General features: G+C 61.9%; 17 protein-coding genes, 2 tRNA genes and 1 pseudogene. 8 read left to right on the top strand and 12 right to left on the bottom strand.

The annotated features are described in order from the left end of the window. Positions 1-632: 632 nt before the first annotated feature. Both E8Q41_RS21935 and E8Q41_RS21930 read right to left on the bottom strand, forming a co-directional pair. Positions 633-707, bottom strand: a tRNA-Gly gene (locus E8Q41_RS21935). Positions 708-931: 224 nt separating this feature from the next. Continuing rightward, positions 932-1006: transfer RNA gene (locus E8Q41_RS21930), tRNA-Gly, on the bottom strand. Between the two features lie 241 nt (positions 1007-1247). On the opposite strand from E8Q41_RS21930, the gene E8Q41_RS21925 reads away from it, so the two are divergent. The 4 genes from E8Q41_RS21925 to E8Q41_RS21910 all read left to right on the top strand — a co-directional run bounded on the left by E8Q41_RS21925 (position 1248) and on the right by E8Q41_RS21910 (position 3691). After that, entirely contained in the window at positions 1248-1757 is a 510-nt protein-coding gene (locus E8Q41_RS21925; protein ID WP_137157699.1) for a prolyl-tRNA synthetase associated domain-containing protein, read from the top strand. Positions 1758-1794: 37 nt separating this feature from the next. Continuing rightward, positions 1795-2748, top strand: a complete 954-nt coding sequence (trxA, locus tag E8Q41_RS21920) for a thioredoxin (RefSeq protein WP_137157698.1) — start codon at positions 1795-1797, stop codon at positions 2746-2748. A gap of 66 nt (positions 2749-2814) precedes the next feature. Then, positions 2815-3492, top strand: coding sequence for an LON peptidase substrate-binding domain-containing protein (locus tag E8Q41_RS21915; protein WP_137157697.1), 678 nt, complete (start codon positions 2815-2817; stop codon positions 3490-3492). A 7-nt stretch (positions 3493-3499) separates the two neighbouring features. Continuing rightward, positions 3500-3691: a Trm112 family protein gene (locus E8Q41_RS21910; RefSeq protein WP_137157696.1), complete on the top strand. Its 192-nt coding sequence runs from the start codon at positions 3500-3502 to the stop codon at positions 3689-3691. Positions 3692-3712: 21 nt separating this feature from the next. On the opposite strand, the gene E8Q41_RS21905 is transcribed toward E8Q41_RS21910, so the two are convergent. The 4 genes and pseudogenes from E8Q41_RS21905 to obgE all read right to left on the bottom strand — a co-directional run. After that, entirely contained in the window at positions 3713-4303 is a 591-nt protein-coding gene (locus E8Q41_RS21905; RefSeq protein ID WP_137157695.1) for a nicotinate-nucleotide adenylyltransferase, read from the bottom strand. A 41-nt stretch (positions 4304-4344) separates the two neighbouring features. Next, the gene (locus tag E8Q41_RS21900) at positions 4345-5622 is read right to left on the bottom strand and encodes a glutamate-5-semialdehyde dehydrogenase (protein ID WP_137157694.1); all 1278 of its coding nucleotides are present in this window, start codon (positions 5620-5622) and stop codon (positions 4345-4347) included. Further along, positions 5615-6784, bottom strand: a complete 1170-nt coding sequence (gene proB / locus E8Q41_RS21895; protein WP_137157693.1) for a glutamate 5-kinase — start codon at positions 6782-6784, stop codon at positions 5615-5617. Before proB ends, E8Q41_RS21900 begins: the two co-directional genes overlap by 8 nt. Before the next feature lie 64 nt (positions 6785-6848). Further along, a pseudogene (gene obgE, locus E8Q41_RS21890) lies at positions 6849-7877 on the bottom strand (GTPase ObgE); the annotation flags it as partial. A gap of 89 nt (positions 7878-7966) precedes the next feature. On the opposite strand from obgE, the gene E8Q41_RS21885 reads away from it, so the two are divergent. The 3 genes from E8Q41_RS21885 to E8Q41_RS21875 all read left to right on the top strand — a co-directional run bounded on the left by E8Q41_RS21885 (position 7967) and on the right by E8Q41_RS21875 (position 11490). Beyond that, positions 7967-8824 carry an endonuclease/exonuclease/phosphatase family protein gene (locus E8Q41_RS21885; protein WP_137157691.1) on the top strand — a complete coding sequence of 286 codons (858 nt, stop codon included), beginning with the start codon at positions 7967-7969 and terminating at the stop codon, positions 8822-8824. A 163-nt stretch (positions 8825-8987) separates the two neighbouring features. After that, the gene (locus E8Q41_RS21880; protein WP_205910408.1) at positions 8988-9590 is read left to right on the top strand and encodes a hypothetical protein; all 603 of its coding nucleotides are present in this window, start codon (positions 8988-8990) and stop codon (positions 9588-9590) included. Positions 9591-9663: 73 nt separating this feature from the next. Further along, a complete protein-coding gene (locus E8Q41_RS21875; RefSeq protein ID WP_246660280.1) occupies positions 9664-11490 on the top strand; it encodes a HAMP domain-containing methyl-accepting chemotaxis protein in 1827 nt (608 codons plus the stop codon). Positions 11491-11547: 57 nt separating this feature from the next. Here the strand turns inward: E8Q41_RS21875 and E8Q41_RS21870 are convergent, their stop codons facing one another. The 6 genes from E8Q41_RS21870 to E8Q41_RS21845 form a co-directional block, all read right to left on the bottom strand. Continuing rightward, the gene (locus tag E8Q41_RS21870) at positions 11548-12210 is read right to left on the bottom strand and encodes a GNAT family N-acetyltransferase (RefSeq protein WP_170976576.1); all 663 of its coding nucleotides are present in this window, start codon (positions 12208-12210) and stop codon (positions 11548-11550) included. Then, positions 12207-12836, bottom strand: coding sequence for a GNAT family protein (locus tag E8Q41_RS21865; RefSeq protein ID WP_137157689.1), 630 nt, complete (start codon positions 12834-12836; stop codon positions 12207-12209). The genes E8Q41_RS21870 and E8Q41_RS21865 overlap by 4 nt, the downstream gene beginning before the upstream one ends. 130 nt (positions 12837-12966) lie before the next feature. Continuing rightward, positions 12967-13239, bottom strand: coding sequence for a 50S ribosomal protein L27 (gene rpmA, locus E8Q41_RS21860; RefSeq protein WP_137157688.1), 273 nt, complete (start codon positions 13237-13239; stop codon positions 12967-12969). 29 nt (positions 13240-13268) lie between these two features. Next, complete coding sequence (rplU, locus tag E8Q41_RS21855) at positions 13269-13580, bottom strand: 50S ribosomal protein L21 (protein WP_137157687.1); 312 nt, start codon at positions 13578-13580, stop codon at positions 13269-13271. Positions 13581-14443: 863 nt separating this feature from the next. Further along, positions 14444-15856 carry an RtcB family protein gene (locus tag E8Q41_RS21850; protein ID WP_137157707.1) on the bottom strand — a complete coding sequence of 471 codons (1413 nt, stop codon included), beginning with the start codon at positions 15854-15856 and terminating at the stop codon, positions 14444-14446. Between the two features lie 978 nt (positions 15857-16834). Further along, complete coding sequence (locus E8Q41_RS21845) at positions 16835-18391, bottom strand: RNA-binding protein (protein ID WP_137157686.1); 1557 nt, start codon at positions 18389-18391, stop codon at positions 16835-16837. A 211-nt stretch (positions 18392-18602) separates the two neighbouring features. On the opposite strand from E8Q41_RS21845, the gene rtcR reads away from it, so the two are divergent. Beyond that, on the top strand, positions 18603-20204 hold the full coding sequence (gene rtcR / locus E8Q41_RS21840; protein ID WP_137157685.1) for an RNA repair transcriptional activator RtcR: 1602 nt from the start codon (positions 18603-18605) through the stop codon (positions 20202-20204). Positions 20205-21122 lie beyond the last annotated feature (918 nt).

Raw genomic sequence — 21122 nt, 5'->3', positions numbered from 1 at the left:
CAACCTCTTCAATCGAGCCGAATGCTGGAACTTCTTCAAAGCGGCAGGATGTGCCCCGGATTAATCGTACGATGCTCTAGGCTGAACTGTGGGACGCCGGCGGCAGTTCCAGGTTAAGCCCCTCCCCTTGTGGGAGGGGTGGGGGAGGGTCTTCTCCAAAAAAATCACCGTCACGAAATTTTTTTCATCCCCCACCATCCCACGCCCCTTATCCTGTCTCTCGTCCCATCATCGGCTACACCGCGAGGCGTCGCGGCGAGATGGGGCCGGCGCTGGGGGAAGAGGGACGACGTGAACCCTCTTTCTCCGGGGCTTCGAGAAACGACGACCCCCGAACACTGGGGACCTGGACGTGAAAGCGTCCCCCAGGGTGGCGTCTCGCAAGGGACGTTACAGTAAGGCCCGCTTTAGAGGCGGATTACCCGCAGGCTCGATCTGCGGCGACGAGCGTCAAGTTCGAGGCACAAACCGCCGAATGCGGGGCGCGACGAGCGTCACTATAAAATTAACTTAACGAGGCGTTCTTCGCGCCCCGGCCGAGCCCTCATGGGCGAAGCGAGACAATGAGGCAAAACTTCGGGCGAACGGACGCGGCGGAGCGATTTGTCATGCGTGGTCGTTTTTAGGAAAACTGGAGCGGGCGAAGGGATTCGAACCCTCGACCCCAACCTTGGCAAGGTTGTGCTCTACCCCTGAGCTACACCCGCTCAAAACCCGCGGCCCTGGGGTAGTGTGGACCGGGTGTCGCCGAAGCCGTCGACGAGGGCGATATGCCCCAGCCGGAGATGAAATGCAACAGGTTTTTGGCGAAAAAAATCAAGCTTGTGGATTGTTTTTCGAGCTATGCCCGAACGCTGGCGGCAAGCGCGAAAGGCTGCACGGATGGCAATCCTGAGGCAATAACAAAAGCAATTCACAGTCTGGGAGAAATTGGAGCGGGCGAAGGGATTCGAACCCTCGACCCCAACCTTGGCAAGGTTGTGCTCTACCCCTGAGCTACACCCGCTCATCATTCACGTTCCTGGGGTAGGTTGGAACCGTGAGCCGCTGCCTTCCGGCGGCGACGGGCGCTATATCGCTCAAGGCTCCGGAGATTGCAACAGGGAAATGACAGCAAAGAGAAGAAAAATGACATCTCCTTGAAATCACGTCGGAAATTGAACGGTTCGCCGTCGCCGCCGCCATTGCTCCCGGCGCGGAAGCAGCGTATCACTCGGCTCCGGATCGAGTCAGCAAGGAGAAGAAGAATGGCCGACGCCCAGCCGAAAACCGATGAGGATCTGTTCGCATTTCTCGATCAGCTCGGGGCGCGCCATCAGACGAAAACCCATCCGGCCGTGTTCACGGTCGCCGAATCGGCGGCGTTGCGCGACGAGATTCCCGGCGGCCACACCAAGAACCTGTTCCTGAAGGACAAGAAGGACCAGTTTTTCCTGCTGACGGTCGAGGAGCATGCGACGGTGGATCTGAAAACCGTGCATCAGATCGTCGGCGGCGCATCGAAATTCTCCTTCGGCAAGCCGGAGAAGCTGATGGAGTATCTGGGCGTTGTCCCGGGCTCGGTCACCGCTTTCGGCGTGATCAACGACATAGGGCAAAATGTGACGATTGTGCTCGACGAAGAACTGATGAAGAATGACATCATCAATTGCCACCCGCTCAGAAACGACGCCACGACCTCGATCGGCCGCGACGACCTGATCCGCTTCATCGAAGCGACCGGACACAAGGCCCATATCTTGAAAGTGACCGTCTGACCCACGACATCAGGGCGGAAAAATCGGAGTGACGAGAATGACGGGTTTCAGCAATCCATTCGGCGGTCTCGGCGGCCAGCCCGCATCCAAAACCAATGGCGGCGCATCGGCGCATATCAAGGACACCACCACCCAAGCCTTCGGCCGCGACGTGATGGAAGAATCGACCCGTCAGCCGGTGCTGGTGGATTTCTGGGCGCCTTGGTGCGGCCCTTGCCGTCAGTTGACGCCGGTGATCGAAAAGGTCGTCAACGAGGCGGGCGGCAAGGTCAAGCTCGTCAAGCTCAATATCGATGATCATCCGGCCATTCCGGGACAGCTCGGCATCCAGTCCATTCCCGCCGTCGTCGCCTTCGTCAATGGCCGTCCGGTCGACGGTTTCATGGGCGCGCTGCCCGAAACGCAGGTTCGCGCTTTCATCGACAAGATTGCCGGGCCGGGCGCAGGTCCGGTGGATGAAGCGGCGGAAATCGAAGCGGTGCTGACCGAAGCCGAGGCGGCGCTCGCCGAAGGCGATCTCGGCGGCGCGGCCGATATGTATGGCGCGGTGCTGCAGGCCGATCCCGACAATCTCAAGGCGCTGGCCGGCATGGCCAATTGCATGATCGCGGCCGGCCAGTGGGAGCGCGCCCGCGATCTGCTCGCGAGCCTCCCCGAGGAGAAGAAGACGGACGCCGTCGTCGCGCCCCTTCTCGCCAAGCTCGCCCAGATCGAGGAAGCCCGCAAGCTCGGCGATCCCCGCGCGCTCGAACATGAACTGGCGCTCAACCCCGATCATCACGACGCTCGCATGAAGCTGGCCAAGATCCTCAATGTCGAGGGCGACCGCGACGGCGCCGCCGAGCATCTGTTCTACATCATGAAGAAGGACCGCGCTTACGACGACGACGGCGCCCGCCGTCAGCTGTTGCAGTTCTTCGATGTCTGGGGCTTCAAGGATCCCGCGACCATCGCCGCACGGCGCAAATTGTCGTCGATCCTGTTCTCCTGATCCATTTGCTTGAATGGGGGGCCTTCGCCCCCCATATTCTTGTCGAGTTGCGAGAGAGGTTGGTCTATGCAGGTTGGCAATGCGCGTTATCTGACCGAGGCGGATCTGCCGGAGAGCATTCCGATTTTTCCCTTGTCGGGCGTGTTGCTGCTGTCCGGCGCGCATCTGCCGCTGAATGTCTTCGAGCCGCGTTACCTCGCCATGATCGACGACGCCTTGAAGCATAACCGTCTGATCGGCGTCGCACAGCCGGTGTTCACCGAGACCGATGAAAGTCCGGCAGGCACTCCCGAGCTCTGCAAGGTCGGCACGATCGGTCGCATCACCACCTTCGGCGAAACCGGCGACGGCCGCTATGTCATCGATGTCTCCGGCATCTGCCGCATCCGTTTGCTCAATGAATTGGCTCAGAGCCACTGTCCCTATCGTCGCTTTGCGATCAAGCCTTTCATGGGCGATCTCATCGAGCCCGACGATGATCCGGCGGTGGATCGCGACGCGCTGCTCTCCGCCTTCCGCAATTATCTCGACGCCAACAAGCTGGAAGTGGACTGGGAAGCGGTCGGCAAGACGTCGAACCGCACGCTGGTCAATTCGCTGTCGATGATGGCGCCGTTCGGACCTCGCGAAAAGCAGGCGCTGCTCGAAGCTCCCGACCTCAAGACGCGCGCCGAAACGCTGGTCGCCATGACCGAAATCGTGCTCGCCAAAGCCTTCGGCGACGCCGCCCGCACGCTGCAGTGAGCTCGCGATGACCGATCTCGATCTCGCCCGCCCCGATCCGAAAATGCTGGAGCTTCTGGTCTGCCCCGTCACCAAAGGCCGGTTGATCTATGACCGCGACCGCAACGAACTCGTCTCGGAGAAAGCCAAGCTCGCTTTTCCAATCCGCGACGGTGTGCCGATCATGCTGGAATCGGAAGCCCGGCGCATCGAGAGCTGAGATACGCTCCAAGCCCGGCTCTCAGCTGGTCCTAGCCCCCTTGCGGATGGCGGTCGAACTCAGCCGCGAGCGTGGGCCGTGGATGAAAGTCCAGGCCGGGGCGGGAAGCGCGCCGAGCGCGCCCGCGTCATGCTCGTCGATGCGGGCATAGTCGAAGGTCTTGGCCATGACGGAGGAGAGAAAGGCCAGGGTCGCGCCGGGCCGGTCGATGACGGCGATGGGGAAGGTCATGGCGATCTTGCGCCAGTTCTGCCAGCGGTGAAAATCGCGCAGGTTGTCCGCGCCCATGATCCAGATGAAGCGGACGGCTGGATTGCGAGCCTTGACGCGGGCCAGCACTTCGGCTGTGTAGGTGGAGTTCAGGCTCTTCTCGAAGGCGGTGACGCGGATGCGCGGGTCATGCGCCATCGCCTCGGAGAGGTCCAGGCGTTCGGCGAGCGGAGCGAGAATGCGGCGGGATTTGAGCGGATTTCCGGGGGTCACCATCCACCAGAGCTGGTCGAGCCCGAGGCGGCGCAGCGCAATATCGGCCACCAGCTGGTGCCCCTGATGCGGCGGATTGAAGGATCCGCCGAACAGGCCCACCAGCATGCCGGGCTCGACATGCGGCATGATCAGATGACGCCGGCCAATCCCCCCTGCATCCACCGGCGTCAGGGCCTGATCTGGCCGCTGCCGCGGACGCGATATTTGAACGAGGTCAATTGCTCGACGCCAACCGGACCCCGCGCATGCATCTTGCCGGTGGCGATGCCGATTTCCGCGCCCATGCCGAATTCGCCGCCATCGGCGAATTGCGTCGAGGCGTTGTGCAGCAGGATGGCGGAATCGATCTCGTTGAAGAAGCGGGCCACGGCGTCCGGATCTTCCGAAATGATCGCTTCGGTGTGGTGCGAGGAATAGCGGTTGATATGCGCGATCGCGCCGCCAATGCCGTCGACCACGGCCACCGAGATGATGGCGTCGAGATATTCGGTCGACCAGTCCTCGTCGGTCGCCGGCTTGAAGGCCGGGAAGACCTTCAGCACGGTGGCCGAGGCGCGGATCTCGCAGCCGGCATGGGTGAGCGCTTCGAGGATCGGCATCAGATGGGTGCCGAGGGCTGCGCTGTCGAACAGAAGCGTCTCGGCCGAGCCGCAGACGCCGGTGCGGCGGAGTTTTGAGTTGATCACCAGGTTCTTGGCCATCTCCACATCCGAGGTTGCGTCGACATAGATGTGGTTGACGCCTTCGAGATGGGCGAAGACCGGGACGCGGGCTTCAGACTGGACGCGGGCGACCAGCGATTTGCCGCCGCGCGGCACGATGACGTCGATCGCGCCATTGAGGCCCGAGAGCATTTCGCCGACGGCGGCGCGGTCGGCGATGGGCACATATTGGATCGCATGCTCGGGCAGGCCGGCGGATTTCAATCCCTCGACCAGGCAGGCATGGATCGCCGAGGAGGAATGGATGGAATCGGAGCCGCCGCGCAGGATCACGGCGTTGCCGGCCTTCAGGCACAGCGCGCCGGCGTCGGCGGTCACATTGGGACGGCTTTCATAGATCACGCCGATGACGCCGAGCGGTGTGCGGACGCGTTCGATATGCAACCCGTTCGGACGGTCCCATTCGGCGATGACGTCGCCGACGGGATCGGGGAGCGCCGCGATTTCGCGGATGCCCTGGGCGATGGCGTCGATGCGGGCGTCGTTCAGCAGCAGGCGGTCGACAAAGGACGCGGCCATGCCGTTGGCCTGGGCGGCGTCGAGATCGAGCGCGTTCGCGGCGAGGATCTCCGCCTTGCGGGTGACGATGGCCTCGGCCATGGCGAGAAGGGCGGCGTTCTTGGCTGGCGTCGGGACGATCGACAATGGCTGGCTGGCGGCGCGGGCGCGGGCACCGATTTCCAGCATCAGTGTCTTGATATCGTCCTTGGCCATGTCAAGCATCGATCTTGTCCTTCGTCTTGCTCCGGGTTTGGCGGGCGGCCGTCATCACCATATCGTCGCGATGGACCATGGCGGCGCGGCCGGAATAGCCGAGAATCTCGGCGATCTCTGCGGATTTCTTGCCGGCGATCTGCCGGGCTTCCTGGGCGTCGTAGCCGGCGAGGCCGCGGGCGATCTCGCGACCGTCGAGCGACAGGATGGCTACTGTGTCGCCGCGCGAGAAGTCGCCCTCGATGTCGCGGAGGCCCGCGGGCAACAGGCTCTTGCCGCTGTGGAGCGCACGTTCGGCGCCCTCGTCGATGACGAGACGGCCGGCGGGCAAGAGTTGCCCGGCGATCCAAGTCTTGCGGGCTGTCACGGGTTCGGGCGAGGGCGCAAACCAGCTGTGGCGGACGCCCTTGGCGATCGAGGCCAGGGGGTTATAGACCTTGCCGGAGGCGATGATCATCGCGCAGCCCGCAGACGTGGCGATCTTGCCGGCGTCGATCTTGGTGCGCATGCCGCCGCGCGACAGTTCGGACGCGGCGCCGCCCGCCATGGCCTCGATCTCCGGCGTGATGGCCGGAATGAAGTCGAGGAAACGCGCCTCGGGGTCGAGATGCGGCGGCGCCGTATAGAGACCGTCGATGTCGGACAGCAGCACCAGCATGTCGGCGCCGACCATGGTGGCGACGCGGGCGGCGAGCCGGTCATTGTCGCCGTAGCGGATTTCGCTGGTGGCGACCGTGTCGTTCTCGTTGATGACGGGAATGGCCTTCAGCTTCATCAGCTGGGAAATCGTGGCGCGGGCGTTGAGATAGCGACGGCGCTCCTCAGTGTCCCCCAGCGTCAGCAGGATCTGGCCGGCGACGATGTCGTGACGCGACAGGCTTTCAGACCAGGCGCGAGCGAGCGAAATCTGGCCGACGGCGGCGGCGGCCTGGCTCTCCTCGAGCTTCAGCGCGCCCGAGGGCAGATCGAGCACCGTGCGGCCCATGGCGATGGCGCCCGAAGACACCACAAGCACTTCGACGCCCTTGGCGGCGAGCTGGGCGATGTCGTCGCACATCGCCTCGAGCCAGGCCTTTTTCAGGCCAGTCTTTCGATCCACCAGCAGCGCGGAGCCGATCTTGATGACGATGCGGCGGCAGTCTTCGAGCTTGAGGCGCTCATTCGTCGTCATAGTCGTCAAAGTCCTCATCGTCTTCGTCGGCCATCGGCGCCATTTTTTCCTTGCGCTTCCAGTCGATGGCGCTTTCGGCCTTGGGCAAATTGGGATCTTCGGCCTTGCTGGTCTCGATGATGCGGGCAAGCTCGCGCAACACTTCCGGCATGCCTTTGCCACTGACGGCGGAAATGGCGAAGGGAGTCTGGCCGCAAGCGCGCTTCAGCGAGGCCTTCTTCTTCTTCAGTTCTTCAGCGTCGACAGTATCGATCTGCGACAGCGCGACGATTTCGTGCTTTTCGCCGAGACCCGCGCCATAGGCGTCGAGTTCGGCCTTGACGGTCTTGTAGGCCTTGCCGGCATTCTCTTCCTGGGCGGACACGAGATGCAGCAGCACGCGGGTGCGCTCGACATGGCCGAGGAAGCGGTCGCCGAGGCCGATGCCCTCATGCGCGCCTTCGATCAGGCCGGGAATGTCGGCCAGCACATATTCCTTGCCGTCGACGGTGGCGACGCCGAGATTAGGATGCAGCGTGGTGAAGGGGTAATTGGCGATCTTCGGCCGGGCGCGGGTGCAGGTTGCCAGGAAGGTCGACTTGCCGGCGTTCGGCAGGCCGACGAGACCGGCGTCGGCGATCAGCTTCAGGCGAAGCCAGAGGGTCTTTTCCTCGCCGGCCTGGCCGGGATTGGCCCAGTCGGGGGCCTGATTGGTGGAGCTCTTGAAATAGGCGTTGCCGAAACCGCCATTGCCGCCCTTGGCGAGGCGGAATTTCTGGCCGACTTCGGTCAGGTCGCAGATTAGCGTTTCGCCGTCTTCCTCGAAGACCTGCGTTCCCGCCGGCACCTTAAGCGTGACGCTCGACCCTTTGGCGCCATGGCGATTGCGGCCCATGCCGTGCACGCCGGTTTCGGCCTTGAAGTGCTGCTGGTAGCGATAGTCGATCAGCGTGTTGAGCCCGTTGACGGTCTCGATCCAGATATCGCCGCCGCGACCGCCGTCGCCGCCGTCAGGGCCGCCGAATTCGATGAATTTCTCGCGCCGGAATGACACGGAGCCCGCGCCGCCGTCGCCGGCTCGGACATAGATTTTGCATTGGTCGAGAAACTTCATCTTTTTGCCGTTCTTCTTGTCTCGGGCTTGCTCTCTGGCCGCCTCGCGTGTTCGATATAGCGGCTAAGCCGGAAAGGTCAAAGAGTATCATGAAAGTCGTCAGTTTTAACATTCAATATGGTTTCGGTCTCGACGGCGTCTGCGACCTCGAACGCATCGCCGATGTCGTGCGCGACGCCGACATCGTCGGCTTTCAGGAAGTGACCCGGAACCTGCCGAAAAACGGCTTTCTCGACATGCCGGCGCGGCTGATGGAATTGCTTCCCGATTTTCACCAGGCCTTCGGTCCCGGCGCCGATGTCGATTTCCGACCGGCCAATGCGGGGGCGGGGCATGTCGGGCGCCTACAATTCGGCAATATGGTGTTGTCGCGCTATCCGATCCTGTCGCTGCGCAATCTGCTCCTGCCGCGCAGCCGCACCTATGGCGAGCTCAATCTGCAGCGGGCGGCGCTCGAAGCCTTGATCGACGCGCCGGAGGGGCCGATCCGCGTCTATTCCACGCATCTCGATCATCGCGATCCGGATGAGCGGATTGGTCAGATCGTCTATCTCAAGGACAGAGCGACGCTCTATGGCGTCGAAGGCGGCGGGGTGACGGGCGGCTGCGAATTCGGCTTTCCGGATTTGCCGCATACCGACGACTATCTGATCCTCGGCGATTTCAACATGATGCCGGAAACGCCTGAATATGTCGCCATGGCCGGACGCGTCGATCCCTATTACGGGCGCACGCCTCGGGCCACCATGCCGGTGGACGTGCTGGCCTTTCTGGGCGGGCGGCAGACTGGCGATTACTCCTGGGAAGAGCCCGGCAGGCCCGAAGTGAGGCAATATCTCGATTATATCTTCGCGAGCGCCACGCTGACGTCCCGTCTCAAGCGCGGCTGGACGGACATGGACTGCATCGCCTCCGACCATAAGCCGGTCTGGCTGGAGCTCGGCTGAGTCGTGGCGGTAGTTCGCGGTGTATCTAAATTACAATATTCTCTATAAACTAAAGATTGCGCGCGCAATGCGGGTGTGAATTTCGCTGGGTGAATAATAGTTGCTATAATTCATAAAATTTTAGCTATCCTCGCCAATCCTTATTCGGGAAGTGGAGAGAGACATGCAACTTAAAACTATCGCCGCCATCTTGCTGATGACGACCGCCGCCGCCCATGCGGAGCCGCCAAAACCCGACGCCAAAGCCCTCATCTCCCCTGAAGTGATCAAGGAGGTGCAGGGCTGGCTGCAGACCGAAATCGTTCAGCTGTCGGTGAAGGCCCGGAACAAGAACGGCGGTGATCTCGACCAGACGGGCATTGATGAGCTGGACAAGTCCTGGCGCGCCGAAAGAGAGGCCGACGATCAGCCCCTGATTGCGGCGACCATGTCCAGTCCGCTGTCGATCTATCTGAGCCGGATCCAGGGACGATCGCTCGGCCTTTATGCGGAAATCTTCGTGATGGACGAACACGGACTGAATGTCGGCCAGAGCTCGATCACCAGCGATTTCTGGCAGGGAGACGAAGACAAGTTTCAGAAAACGTTCGACGTCGGCAATGACGCGCTGTTCATCGACGAACCCGAATGGGACGACGAATTCAAGATCTGGCGCAGCCAGGCCAGCATGACCCTGTCGGACAAGGATGGCGGCGGCAAGATCGGCGCCGTCACCATTGAGTTCAATCTGACCGAACTGGCGCGACGGCGGGGCGTGGGCGGATGAACGACGATGCGGACCTCACAACGCCTGACAATCGGCGCCTGTCCGGGACAGCCGGCGCGCTTGGAGACCTATCATGTTGAACAATCTTTCCGTCAGTAAGAAGGGCATGATCGCCTTCGCCGCGCTGGCGTTCATCTCAATATGCGTGTGCGTGTTCATATTCGAACGGGTTCAGATCGTCGCCTCGCTCGCCGAAAACGACAAAGCGTTGATGTTGCTGGTCAGCCGGACTGACGACCTCGGCGCCGACGTGAGCGAAGCCGGGCTGGCGCTCAAGAATTTCCTGCTCACTGGAGACCGGGTCTATGTCAAGGACGTGGAGGGCATGCTGAGCCATCTCGACGGCGATGTCGAGATTCTTCGCGGCATGATCACGACGCTGACCCCGGACGATCTTCCCAAATTCGAGCAGGCTTCCACCGCCATCCACCGCTGGGAGATGGAGTTCGTGTTGAAGCAGATCCAGTATATGCGGTCGACCGACACGGTCGATCTCGCGCGCGCCATCGAACTGGACGGCGAGAGCGCAAGACTATTGAGATCTTTCGTCAAGACGATGACCGCATTGTCCAAATCCGTGCGGGCGAAGTCGGCTCTTGCGGCGAAGATGCAGAAGGACGCGCTGGCCGATGTTCGCCAGATCAGCCTGATCGCTGCGGTCGTCGTCGCCGCCATGTCCGCCGGCCTCACGCTGATGAATCACCGGCTCGTCTCCCGTCCCCTGCAGCGGCTTTCGGTGGCGACGGAAGCGCTCGCGGCCGGACATACCGAAGTGGATATTCCCGCCGGCGGCGGAGACGAGATCGGCCGGATGGCGCGGGCTATGCAGATCTTCCGCGAGGCGGCGCTCACCAACAAAAGGCTGCAGGCCGAAGCGGAAAGCAACCGGTTGAAAGCCGAAGAAGCTCAGCGCCTCGCCCGGCTCCAGGCCGAAGAACAGGCCAACGAACGGCTGCGTCAGGCCACCTCCGGCCTGGCCGAGGGCCTGAAGCGCCTGTCGCAGGGTGATCTCACCGTGCAGCTCCACAACGCTTTCGACGAGAATTTCGAGGGCCTGCGCAAGGACTTCAACAGTTCGGTCGCGCAACTCGGGGCCGCGCTCGGCTCGGTGGCGGAGAGCATCGCCACAATGGATATCGGCACGCGGGAAATCGCCGAGGGGGCGGACGATCTCGCCCGCCGCACGGAGCGGCAGGCCGCTGCGCTCGAACAGACGGCGGCGGCGATCGAGGAGATCACCGCCAATGTCGCCAACTCCTCCAAGCGCACCCAGGAGGCGCGAGGCGTCGCCTCGCGCGCCAACCAGTCGGCCGAACAATCCTCCGAAGTGGTGGGACATGCAGAGGAGGCGATGCGCAAGATCGAGTCCTCGTCGCAGCAGATCTCCAACATCATCGGCGTCATCGACGAGATCGCCTTCCAGACCAATCTGCTGGCGCTGAACGCCGGCGTCGAAGCGGCGCGGGCGGGGGAGGCCGGCAAGGGCTTCGCCGTCGTGGCGCAGGAAGTGCGCGAACTGGCGCAACGCTCTGCCAACGCCGCCAAGGAAATCAAGCAATTGATCCAGAATTCCAGCGCGGAAGTGGCCAACGGCGTCGATCTGGTGCGTCAGGCCAGCGAGGCGCTGCGGACGATCGGCGGTTTCATCGTCGAGATGAATGCGCATATGGACGTGATCGCGGTCTCGACCAAGGAACAATCGAGCGGGCTGGTCGAAGTCAACAAGGCGGTCAATTCCATGGATCACACCACGCAGCAGAATGCGGCGCTGGTGGAGCAATCGAACGCCGCATCCTCGGCGCTCGCCATGGAGGCTGCCAAGCTGAAGACGTTGGTCGAACGGTTCACCTTCGCGCAGACGCAACATGGCGGGGCGGCGCGGACGCGCAGGGCGGCGTGAACGCAGCTTGCCTCCATGCGAAAGGCCCGGGCGGAACGCGTCCCGGGCCTTTCTTTTTCAGTGCGGCATGTAGCCGCCGAAGGTGACTTCGGTCAGGATGGTCCTGACCATGGACGAGCGGCCTTCCGAATAGAGATCGGAGACGCCGGTCACGTCGAAGCCCAGCTTGCCCTGGATCCTCAGCGAGGCCGGATTGTCGGCCATCACTTGGGAATAGAGCGTCTCGCCCATATGGGCGGAGAAGAAGCGGGCCAGAACCGCATTGATGGCTTCCGTCATCAAGCCGCGTCCCCAATGCTCCTCGGCGAGCCAGTAGCCGAGATGCCAACCCTTGCGGCCGGCGCTCTCGGTCCATTCGATCGAGACGACGCCGATCAGCCGGTCATCGACATTGGCGTTGGCGGCCCGGGTCGAAGGCGACAGGATCGCGCCGATGCCGCCCTGGGTGACCGCGAAGCTCCAGCCGCCCTGCGGCCCCGCCGCCAGCCAGTCCTCGGCGTCCTCCAGGTGATAGGGCTGGGGAACGCGGGCCAGCATCTTGGCGACGCGGTAGTTGTCGAGACCCGCCCGGATGGCCGGCGCGTCGGCTCCGGCCAGCGGACGAAGCGTCAGGCGCCCGGTGCGGATCAGCGGCTGTTCGCCGAGATCGGGGCAGGCGGGGTTGGTGCGGGGCGGCAAGGGCCGGGTTCCGAGCAGGAGATCATGGACGAGCGCGTTCATCTCGCTCCTCCCCAATGTCTCAGCGAATCCCAGGTCTTGCGATCGAGACGGAACCATTCCACCGCGACCCGACCACCCAGCGCGAGCGAGGAGGCCATGCCCGTGCCCTGGAACTGAAAGCCGCATTTCTGCAGCACCCGGCGGGACGCGGTGTTCATCACCCGGCAACGGCCGTCAATGTAATCGGCGTCGAAGGTGTGGAAGCCGTGGTCGATCAGGGTCTGCGCGGCCTCCGTCGCAAAACCCCGGTTCCAATAGGGCTCGCCGAGCCAGTAGCCGATCTCCAGACCTCGGCCGCCATCCGTCTCCTCGAGGGCGCAGCCGCCCAGGAAGGCGCGGTTGTCGGTTCGGGTCACGGCGTACACGCATTTGCCCATCGCGCCGGAGGCAACACGGGCGATAAAGTTCGCGGCGTCGGCCACCGTATAGGGATGCGGCATGCGGGAGAGTTTGGAGGCGACGTTGATGTTGTTGGCGAGATGGGCAATTGCGTGGGCGTCGGCCGTTTCGGGCGCGCGGAGCGTCAGACGCTCGCTTTGCAATTGCGGACTTAACAACTCCTGCGGCATTGGCCGCGCGTCGCTGGGAAAACCACTTTGGCTTTCCTTCAAGATTGGGCTTTGCATGACAACCTCCTTGGTCAAATGCGAAAAGGGAAGATGGATTTTCCCCATCTTCCCTTTTGAAACCTGGAGGTTTTGCAACCTGTAGCGTCAGCCGGGCCGATGAGGCGCCGGCTGTTTAAAGAGCGCCGGCTTACTCTGCTGCGGCCGCCGTTTTCGGCATTACGGACACGTAAACGCGGCCGTTGGCCTTCGTACGGTAGTCCACATTGCCTTCCACGAGCGCGAAAATGGTATGATCCTTGCCGAGGCCGACATTGGCGCCCGGATGCCACTGCGTACCGCGCTGACGCACGATAATGTTGCCCGGAATGACGTTCTCGCCGCCGAACTTCTTGACGCCGAGGCGCTTGGAATTGGAATCGCGGCCGTTACGCGAGGAGCCGCCAGCTTTTTTGTGTGCCATAGTAGTTCTCCTTGGTCCTCTTTAACCGATCAAGCCGCGATCGCGACGATGCGCACCTTGGTGAAGGCCTGGCGATGGCCCTTCTTGCGCTTGGAATTCTGACGGCGGCGCTTCACGAAAGCGATGGTCTTGCGCGAACGGCCCTGCTCGACGATTTCCGCGGTCACGACGGCGCCAGCCACGAAGGGCGCGCCGATCTTGGCGCCGGCGCCTTCGCCGACAACGAGGACTTCCTTGAATTCGATCTGAGCGCCGGCTTCGCCTTCGAGCTTTTCGACGGCGATGACGTCGTTGGCGGAAACCTGGTACTGCTTACCGCCGGTCTTGATGACTGCGAACATTATTTTTCCTTTCATGTTCTTTGTACGCACATCGGGAAAAGTTCTCGCGAACGCCGCCCGTGCGGTCTTTTTGTCAGTCGGTTGCGTGTGGCGGATATCCGCCGGTGGTGGCTAGCCTTTCGGCAAAGCCTATTTCTGGCCGAGGATATGGCTATCCGCAGCATTCGTGACCTGCGTGTACGCGAGGGGCTTGGAGGTGTCAAGGCAAGCTGCGGCGGCAAAAGCGAAAAAGGCCGATTTTCTCTGTTGCGCGCCGCCGATCTTCCTCGCTATATCCCGCCCATGCATCGTCCATGAGCCCTCGACCGGTTCTCAACCGGGGCGAATGCGGACTGCGGAGAGGCGGTAGAGTGGTCGATTGCACCGCACCCGAAATCTGCACCGGATCGGTCGCGGTCGCGCTTTTCAACATTCGATCGGCTCACACGCAATCGCTTGTTATCAGGCGCTATTTGTGGAGCCTTCGGTCATGATATGGCGTTTAATGCTTTCGACAGCTTAACGCTAGAGCAGCGGCGCGATACCGCCGACATCTCGGTCTCCATTTCGCTATGAGTTAGAATAGGCTTCGTCGTCGCTCTTCAATGTTGATGGGCCGTTGGTCGGCATATCAAGGCCTTGAGTTTTCCTGCTTAGCCAGTCCATCCATAGGTTGATCGGTGATCTCTCCTATAACGAGAATGATGGCCACGGCCCGGTAAAGACAGCCAAACTGGCTCGGGCTGGCTGTGGTCGTTCATGCCAGCGATGAAAATCGATTAAGTGTGTTTTGTCGGGGCTGACTGGCCCAACTCCCGGGCGTCGCGATGAATACCAGGACGAGGGCCGCCGTGGCGAACCTTGAAAGCTCGCCACGAGCCTCTTCACTTCTCTCGGCTCTTCTTCCTTTTCCACGGCGGGTCCCTCTGCCAGTCGCCGGCCATGATGCAGCCATAGGGGATGACCTCGTCGACGATTTCGGCAAGGCCGTAATGGTCGATCTGGGCTCGGACATTGGCGGCGTTCTTGTAGGCGCTCGGCAGTTCCGACACGTCGGGAGCGTTGGAGAAGAACCTGACATCCAGCCCCGCCGTTTCCTTGGCCAGGATCGCGGCGATGTTGTTCGGACTCAAGCCGCGGCTATCGGCGCCATATTCGGCGCCGAGGCGACGGATATGGCCGCTGCGTGAGAAGTTTCGGCCCGCGCCATGCGGCGAAAATCCCAGTCCGTTGACTGCGTTGGACCCGCGTGCGATCAGGATCGGCTCGCCCATATTGAGCGGAATGAGCGTCAGATCGGTTGCGTCCTCCGCCCAGCCGTCGAAGGCCGGCGTCGCGCCTTTGCCGTGATAGAACAGGCCGTCCGACTTCCGGAACACGAAATTGTGCTCGTTCCAGAATCTGTCCGCGATCTTGGCCGACAGCTTCTCCGCCGCCATGTCGTGGATCGCCAGATGGTTCTCCTTGGTCCATTGGCGGATCGTCTGCAGGGCGGTCCAATAGAGCTCGCCGTCCTCGCCGTCGGCGGGGATCCAGGCATTGTCCTTCAATGTTTCCGGCGAAAGCTCTGCGCGATAGCGATTGGCGACCCGCATGCCGTTGTCGTAGAGCCGCGCGCCCGGTGCTCGGGAGCCGTGATGGGTCACCAGCGCCGTCTCCCCTGTGGACTTCATCTGCCCGACATAGGCGAAGTGATTGCCGTCGCCCTGCGTTGCGAAATGCTCGATTCCCGCGCTGACGGCGTCCTTCAGGAACGGGTTGTCCTGAAAGGCCGTCAGCGTCTGTTCGGACGGCTTGATCTGCGCGCCGCGCGGACGTCCGCCCGGGCCGAAATGCGTCACTGCATGAACCGCGTCGAGCAGGTCCTTCGGCGCGACGCCCGGAAAGATCGAGATCGCCATGGAGCAGCAGATATCGGCCGAATGCATGCCCGGATGGATATGCTCGGAGGCCACCACGCCGCCGACCGGAATCGAGCCGACCGGACCCGCAGGACAGGCGTCCGGCATGATGGCGGCGGCGCGGATGCCCGGCGTGCGCACGAGCGCGCGCATGGTGGCGTTGACCTTTTCGATATTGTCGCGCTCGAACTCGTCCTCGGCGCGGATGTTCATGTGGATTTCGATGTCATTTTCCGACCGCAGCGGCAGGGCCGGGGCCGGCGCGAAGCGTCGGGCGGCGTCAAGCGCATCCGCCATCGAACCACCTTGCGCCAAGACCGTGTTGGCCGCCTCGAGCGCGGGGCGAAACCATTTGCCCTGGCTCATGCCGGCGTTGATCAAATCTTGTCCGCTCACTATCTCAATCATCTTCTTTTCTGCGTTTGCAGTCCTTTTCAAAGTGGTTTGCGTCTTCCGGCCCCGGCGACGACGGTTGGCAAGACGTTTTCTGAGCTACGCGCTCCGTTGCAGGAGCCGGGATGCTTTGAACATCCGACCTCTCACTTCGAAACTGAAGTGAGCGCTCTTTCCTTGTAGTCCTGCCGGCATTCGCCGGGGGTATTCAAGGCCTCGGCGACGAGGCGGGACAAGACTCGACCTGCGCCACATGCTCGCAAATACGACCATGGGATGATTTGAACATCCGGCCTCCTAACCCGTTCTTCCGGGCAAGGCGCGCTACCTGTAGTCCTGTCGGCATTCGCCGAAGCGCCTGCTTGCAGCGGCGACGAGAATGGACGAAACCGGATGGCCCCGCTCGTGCCAGAGAGCGTATGCCCAGGAGGAGTCGAACCTGCCAGACCATCCCAGAGTTGGTGGCTGTAGTTCCGTCCGGCATTCGCCGCTGCAATTCAGTCCGTGACGACGAGTTTTCAATGGAAACGTCTTGCTCTACCCGGTGAGCTACAGGGCGTCTGCCCCGGCGGGACTCGAACCCGCTACCCAGATGTAGTTCCCTTATGCATTCGTCACGTCGTCTCATCATTCTCCATTTTTCAACCAGCCATGGCGACAAGGGTTGAGAAACATCTTGCTCGCCGTGAGCTTCGGAACTTTTGTCCCGCCGGGAGTCGAACCCGAGACAGAGATGTAGTTTCTCATGCATTCGCCATCCATGTTCTTGCCGTGACGACAAGGTTTGGAGAAACGTCCTGCTCTATCCGCTGAGCTACGGGTCCATGATGCGCGCGCAGGGTTGGTGTGGCGGCTGCGCGCAAATAAATTTGGGGGACCCGGCGGGATTCGAACCCGCGACCTGGAGGGTGATAGCCTGTAGTTTCTCCGGCATTCGTCACGGCGCCCCACGCCGGTCACGACCCGGCGGGGAGCATTCTCTCAGAGGACGGTGTCCTCAATCGTCTTCACCCAAAGAGCTGGCCCGGACGATCCCGAGGCGAAGGCGGCGATGGCGTCGAACACCGCGTCGGAAAAGCCGCCGACATTCAGCACATCGGCCGAAGTCGGAGCCTGCGATGTCCCATAGGGCTGAATATCCAGGCAGACCAGCTTCGCAGCCGGGTTCCGCCTTTTGATCCGCGCCCATTCCGTCATCATCGCCGACGCCTGGCCTTGCGGCCGCGCATCCAACCAGGACTGGTTGTCCGAGATGAACACGACGAGGTTGACCTTGGCTCTCTCGTCGGCCAGCTTTTTCAGCGGTGCTGCGCAGTTCGTTCCGCCGCCGCCGATCGCCGCCAGCTTGTCAGCATTGGTCATCACCGAGTCCCGCCGGTTGAGATCCACCTTCACCACGTGGTTCTCGAACGGCAGCACCCGCGCCTTCGGGTTGCGCTCCAAAAACGCCGCCGTCATCAGGCCGGCCACATCGATGCAACGCACCGACGACGTTGCCCCCTTGCGGAAGCCCGTCACGGGCGAACTCATCGATCCCGACACGTCGGGGCAGAGCACGACATCGCCCGCAACCGCCGGCACATTGGCGATCGCCGTCTGCATGGCGTCCTGAAGCGCGTCCCGCACGACAGCCGGAACCGTCGGGTCGACCATCTTCCACGCCACCATCAACTGATAGGGGAAGACTTTCGCCCTGCGAACTTCGGCCGGGTCGGAAAGCCGACCGGCGATGTCCTCGGCCACACCGTCGACCTCGAACACCCCATTGCGCGCGAAGGTATTGAGGTTCTGCCGGATCATCTGCCAGCCGCCCTTGCGGGCGATTTCGACCCAATGCTCCCGCGTCAAGGAAAGCGAGGTCAGCAATTGGAACGGCGCGTCCGGAATCGGATTGGTCTGGTCGCGCCGGAAGGCTTCCAGCGCCTTGACGAGGTCGGGCAGCGCTGCGTGATCGTAGGGTCGCCCGATCGCCCAGGCGTAGAGCGCACGGCGTTCTTCGCTTGCGGGCTTCGGATGCACCATCTTGATCACATCGGCGAGCGACGGATCGTTGCCGACCATGGCGCGCAGGATCTGCTCCGTGCTGGCGCGTTCGAGCCAGGCCTGGACCATCTTCTTCGGCCGCGTCCCCAGCGATTTCCGTCCCGCAGCGCCCGAGCGCATGACCTGCACGAAGCCGCGCAGCATCTTGCCGCTTTTCACCACGCGCGGAAAAGCGCGGGCGAAGGCGTCGCTTTCAAGGCCCGACAGGATCGCCAGCAAGGTTACCGGCATATCCTTCATCTGGCCCTTCTCGGCCGCATGGATCGCCAGTTTGGCCAGGAATTCCGGCTCCACCTCAAGCGCGAGCTTACGCACCGCGTCAAGCTGGTCTGCTCCATCGGCGTAAAAGGTGTTGTTGAAGGTTCCGGTCACGGCATATTGCGCCAGCGCCTCACGCGCCGACAGCGCATAAGCCGCAGCCCCTTCGTGATTGCGTGCGTCCATGCCCGGAAGCAGTTTGCCGAGGTAGGATTTGAAGATCGCCTTGTTTGCCATGACGGAGCCCCTCTGCTTGTTCATGCCAGATACTTTGCAGGGCGTGTGCCAGTTTGCCGACAATCGCGCGGCCTTCGAGACAATTTCTCCTATCAAATTGATATTGTGTGGTTTTATCTTTTACAGCAATGGGCGCGGCGTGCGCTTGCGCATTGTGTTCAATCAAAATATTATATCTAAATATATCGGATCTTATAAGTTTGGATAAGCCGTGAAACGCCGGGTCGCCATCAGCATTCTGGGAACCACGCTCGACATGGGCAAGCGCGAGGACCGCTGGAGCCGCTGGCGGCCCAATGTCGCGCTGTGTCAGCAGTCGGGTCTGTTCATCGATCGGCTGGAGCTCATTCACGATGACCACGCCCAGTCCCTGTGCACGCGGATCGTTGACGACATCGAGATCGTCTCGCCCGCGACAGAAGTGCGCCCGACCGTCCTGAACTTCCGCGATCCCTGGGATTTTTCAGAGGTCTATACGAAGCTCCGCGATTTCGCCCGCGGCTACGCCTTCGATCCCGACAGCGAGGACTATATCGTCAACATCACCACCGGCACCCATGTCGCCCAGATCTGCTGGTTTCTGCTGACCGAAGCGCGCATCATCCCGGCGCGCCTATTGCAGTTGTCGCCGCCGCGCGAGCGGAGCAAGTTCGACAATTTCGCCGGCACGCATACGGTCATCGACCTGGATCTCTCGCGCTATGACGAAATCGCCAAGCGCTTCGCAGCGGAGCAGACCGAGGCTGCGTCCTTCCTCAAATCCGGGATCTCGACCCGCAACGCCGCTTTCAACCGCATGATCGATGAGATCGAACGGGTCGTGGTCCGCTCGACGGCGCCGGTGCTGCTGACAGGGCCGACCGGCGCAGGCAAATCGCAACTGGCGCGGCGGATCTTTGAACTCAAGAAGAGCCAGCACAAGATCAGCGGCCCGTTTGTGGAGGTCAACTGCGCGACGCTTCGCGGCGACCAGGCCATGTCGGCGCTGTTCGGGCATGTGAAGGGCGCTTTCACCGGCGCTGCGACCGAGCGCGCGGGGCTGCTCAAATCCGCCGATAAGGGCGTGTTGTTTCTCGACGAGATCGGCGAACTCGGGCTCGACGAGCAGGCGATGTGCCTGCGCGCCATCGAGGAAAAGCGTTTCCTGCCCGTCGGCGCCGACAAGGAGGCGTCGGCCGATTTCCAACTGCTCGCCGGCACCAATCGCGATCTCGGCGAGGATGTGCGCAAGGGCAAGTTTCGCGAGGATCTCTACGCCCGCCTCAATCTCTGGACTTTTCAGCTGCCCGCGCTGCGCGACCGCAAGGAGGATATCGAACCCAATCTCGACTTCGAACTTCGCCGCTACCTCGACAGGGAGGGCCAGAACGTCACCTTCAACAAGGAGGCGCGTGAGCGCTATCTCGCCTTCGCAACGGGACCGGACGCTGCCTGGACCGCCAATTTCCGCGATCTCTCCGCCTCCGTCACCCGCATGGCGACGCTTGCGCCGCAGGGTCGCATCACCGCGGAGGCCGTGGATGACGAAATCCGCAGGCTGAGGATGCTGTGGCGGGTGGCGGGCGACGGCTGGGTCTCTATCCTCGAAGAGGCGCTCGGAGAGGAAGCCGCCTCCCGCCTCGACCGCTTCGATGCCGTCCAACTCGCAGATGTCCTGCGCGTCTGCCGCCAGCACGCATCCGCCAGCTCAGCCGGCCGTGCTCTTTTTGCACAGTCCCGGATGGAGAAGCAGAGCAGCAACGATGCCGATCGGCTGGTGAAATATCTCGGGCGGTTCGGGCTAAAATTCCAGGACGTGCCGCCAAGCGTATAGTCATTGGAGCGCATGCCTAGGCTGCGACAAGGTCAAGGTCGAACACCGACCGCGCCCGCTGTCCGATGACGGGTCGTGCGACGTCCTCCGACCTCGGCAAATGGCTGTAGAAATACAGGATCGACCCGGTTCATGGCGCTTCCGGCCATCACGAGACTTAAGGCAAGATCGAACGCTGGCGCTAGCAGGCTGTTGAAAAAGCATTTTGGGGGCTTTCGATACGAAACTGTTCACGTACGCCCCTCTCGAAAAGTCAATGTTTTCAGTTAGGCCCTTCTTGCAGTTTCGTGCTGATCGGTCCCTGAGGGAATAAATCCGCCCCTTAGGCGGACTTTTTCAACAGCCTGCTAGAGCAGGCTTTTGCACCGCTTTTCCGTGTGCCAGCTTTTGCCAATAACCCAAAGGGGGCACTGCTATGTCAAAGCGCCGGCATGCTTTTGCAAGCCCTTGGTCGGAAAGTCCGAGCTCGGCCGCGATCTTGTTCAGAGGCTTCGCCCAGACCAGATCGTATATCTGCCTCCGTGTCAGTTGCAATACAAATACTCCCTGATTGAGCGGTCGCATGCATAATTTGGGCTCGGAATTTGAAGAGCTCAACTAGGTCATCGCAACATCATGCTCGACGAGAAGGAATTGCCAATTTGGGAGCCGCTGGGTTCAACGCATTTGGAACGCTTACCTGAAGATTTGCCGCCGCCCCAGATTGGCGGCAATAGCACCGAAAATTCGAGCTCGTAGAGTTTGATGCATGACTTTCAACGCAGTGGATCGTAAAGACCGCACCTCTTCGGCGCCCATCAGCCACGATCGTGGAACGGGCGCGGACATAGACGCAGGCCTCTTGAGAGATTCCGTTTTCAGCTACAACGACTATCGCCGACGAATAAGGACCTATTTATCTTCCTGCTGAAAATCGTG

This window comes from Rhizobium sp. FKL33, from assembly GCF_005222915.1.
Lineage (GTDB): Bacteria > Pseudomonadota > Alphaproteobacteria > Rhizobiales > Rhizobiaceae > Rhizobium_E.
The sequence above is the reverse complement of the archived record's forward strand: the minus strand, read 5'-3'. Positions and strand labels throughout refer to the sequence as shown.

Bases quoted from the DNA above. Each gene is read 5' to 3' on its own strand.
- E8Q41_RS21925 (WP_137157699.1), top strand. From the start codon at position 1,248: ATGGCCGACGCCCAGCCGAAAACCGATGAGGATCTGTTCGCATTTCTC.
- E8Q41_RS21900 (WP_137157694.1), bottom strand. From the start codon at position 5,622: ATGCTTGACATGGCCAAGGACGATATCAAGACACTGATGCTGGAAATC.
- proB (WP_137157693.1), bottom strand. From the start codon at position 6,784: ATGACGACGAATGAGCGCCTCAAGCTCGAAGACTGCCGCCGCATCGTC.
- E8Q41_RS21875 (WP_246660280.1), top strand. From the start codon at position 9,664: ATGTTGAACAATCTTTCCGTCAGTAAGAAGGGCATGATCGCCTTCGCC.
- E8Q41_RS21880 (WP_205910408.1), top strand. From the start codon at position 8,988: ATGCAACTTAAAACTATCGCCGCCATCTTGCTGATGACGACCGCCGCC.
- E8Q41_RS21845 (WP_137157686.1), bottom strand. From the start codon at position 18,391: ATGGCAAACAAGGCGATCTTCAAATCCTACCTCGGCAAACTGCTTCCG.
- E8Q41_RS21885 (WP_137157691.1), top strand. From the start codon at position 7,967: ATGAAAGTCGTCAGTTTTAACATTCAATATGGTTTCGGTCTCGACGGC.
- E8Q41_RS21870 (WP_170976576.1), bottom strand. From the start codon at position 12,210: ATGAACGCGCTCGTCCATGATCTCCTGCTCGGAACCCGGCCCTTGCCG.
- E8Q41_RS21905 (WP_137157695.1), bottom strand. From the start codon at position 4,303: ATGCCGCATGTCGAGCCCGGCATGCTGGTGGGCCTGTTCGGCGGATCC.
- E8Q41_RS21915 (WP_137157697.1), top strand. From the start codon at position 2,815: ATGCAGGTTGGCAATGCGCGTTATCTGACCGAGGCGGATCTGCCGGAG.
- trxA (WP_137157698.1), top strand. From the start codon at position 1,795: ATGACGGGTTTCAGCAATCCATTCGGCGGTCTCGGCGGCCAGCCCGCA.
- E8Q41_RS21910 (WP_137157696.1), top strand. From the start codon at position 3,500: ATGACCGATCTCGATCTCGCCCGCCCCGATCCGAAAATGCTGGAGCTT.
- rplU (WP_137157687.1), bottom strand. From the start codon at position 13,580: ATGTTCGCAGTCATCAAGACCGGCGGTAAGCAGTACCAGGTTTCCGCC.
- E8Q41_RS21865 (WP_137157689.1), bottom strand. From the start codon at position 12,836: ATGCAAAGCCCAATCTTGAAGGAAAGCCAAAGTGGTTTTCCCAGCGAC.
- rpmA (WP_137157688.1), bottom strand. From the start codon at position 13,239: ATGGCACACAAAAAAGCTGGCGGCTCCTCGCGTAACGGCCGCGATTCC.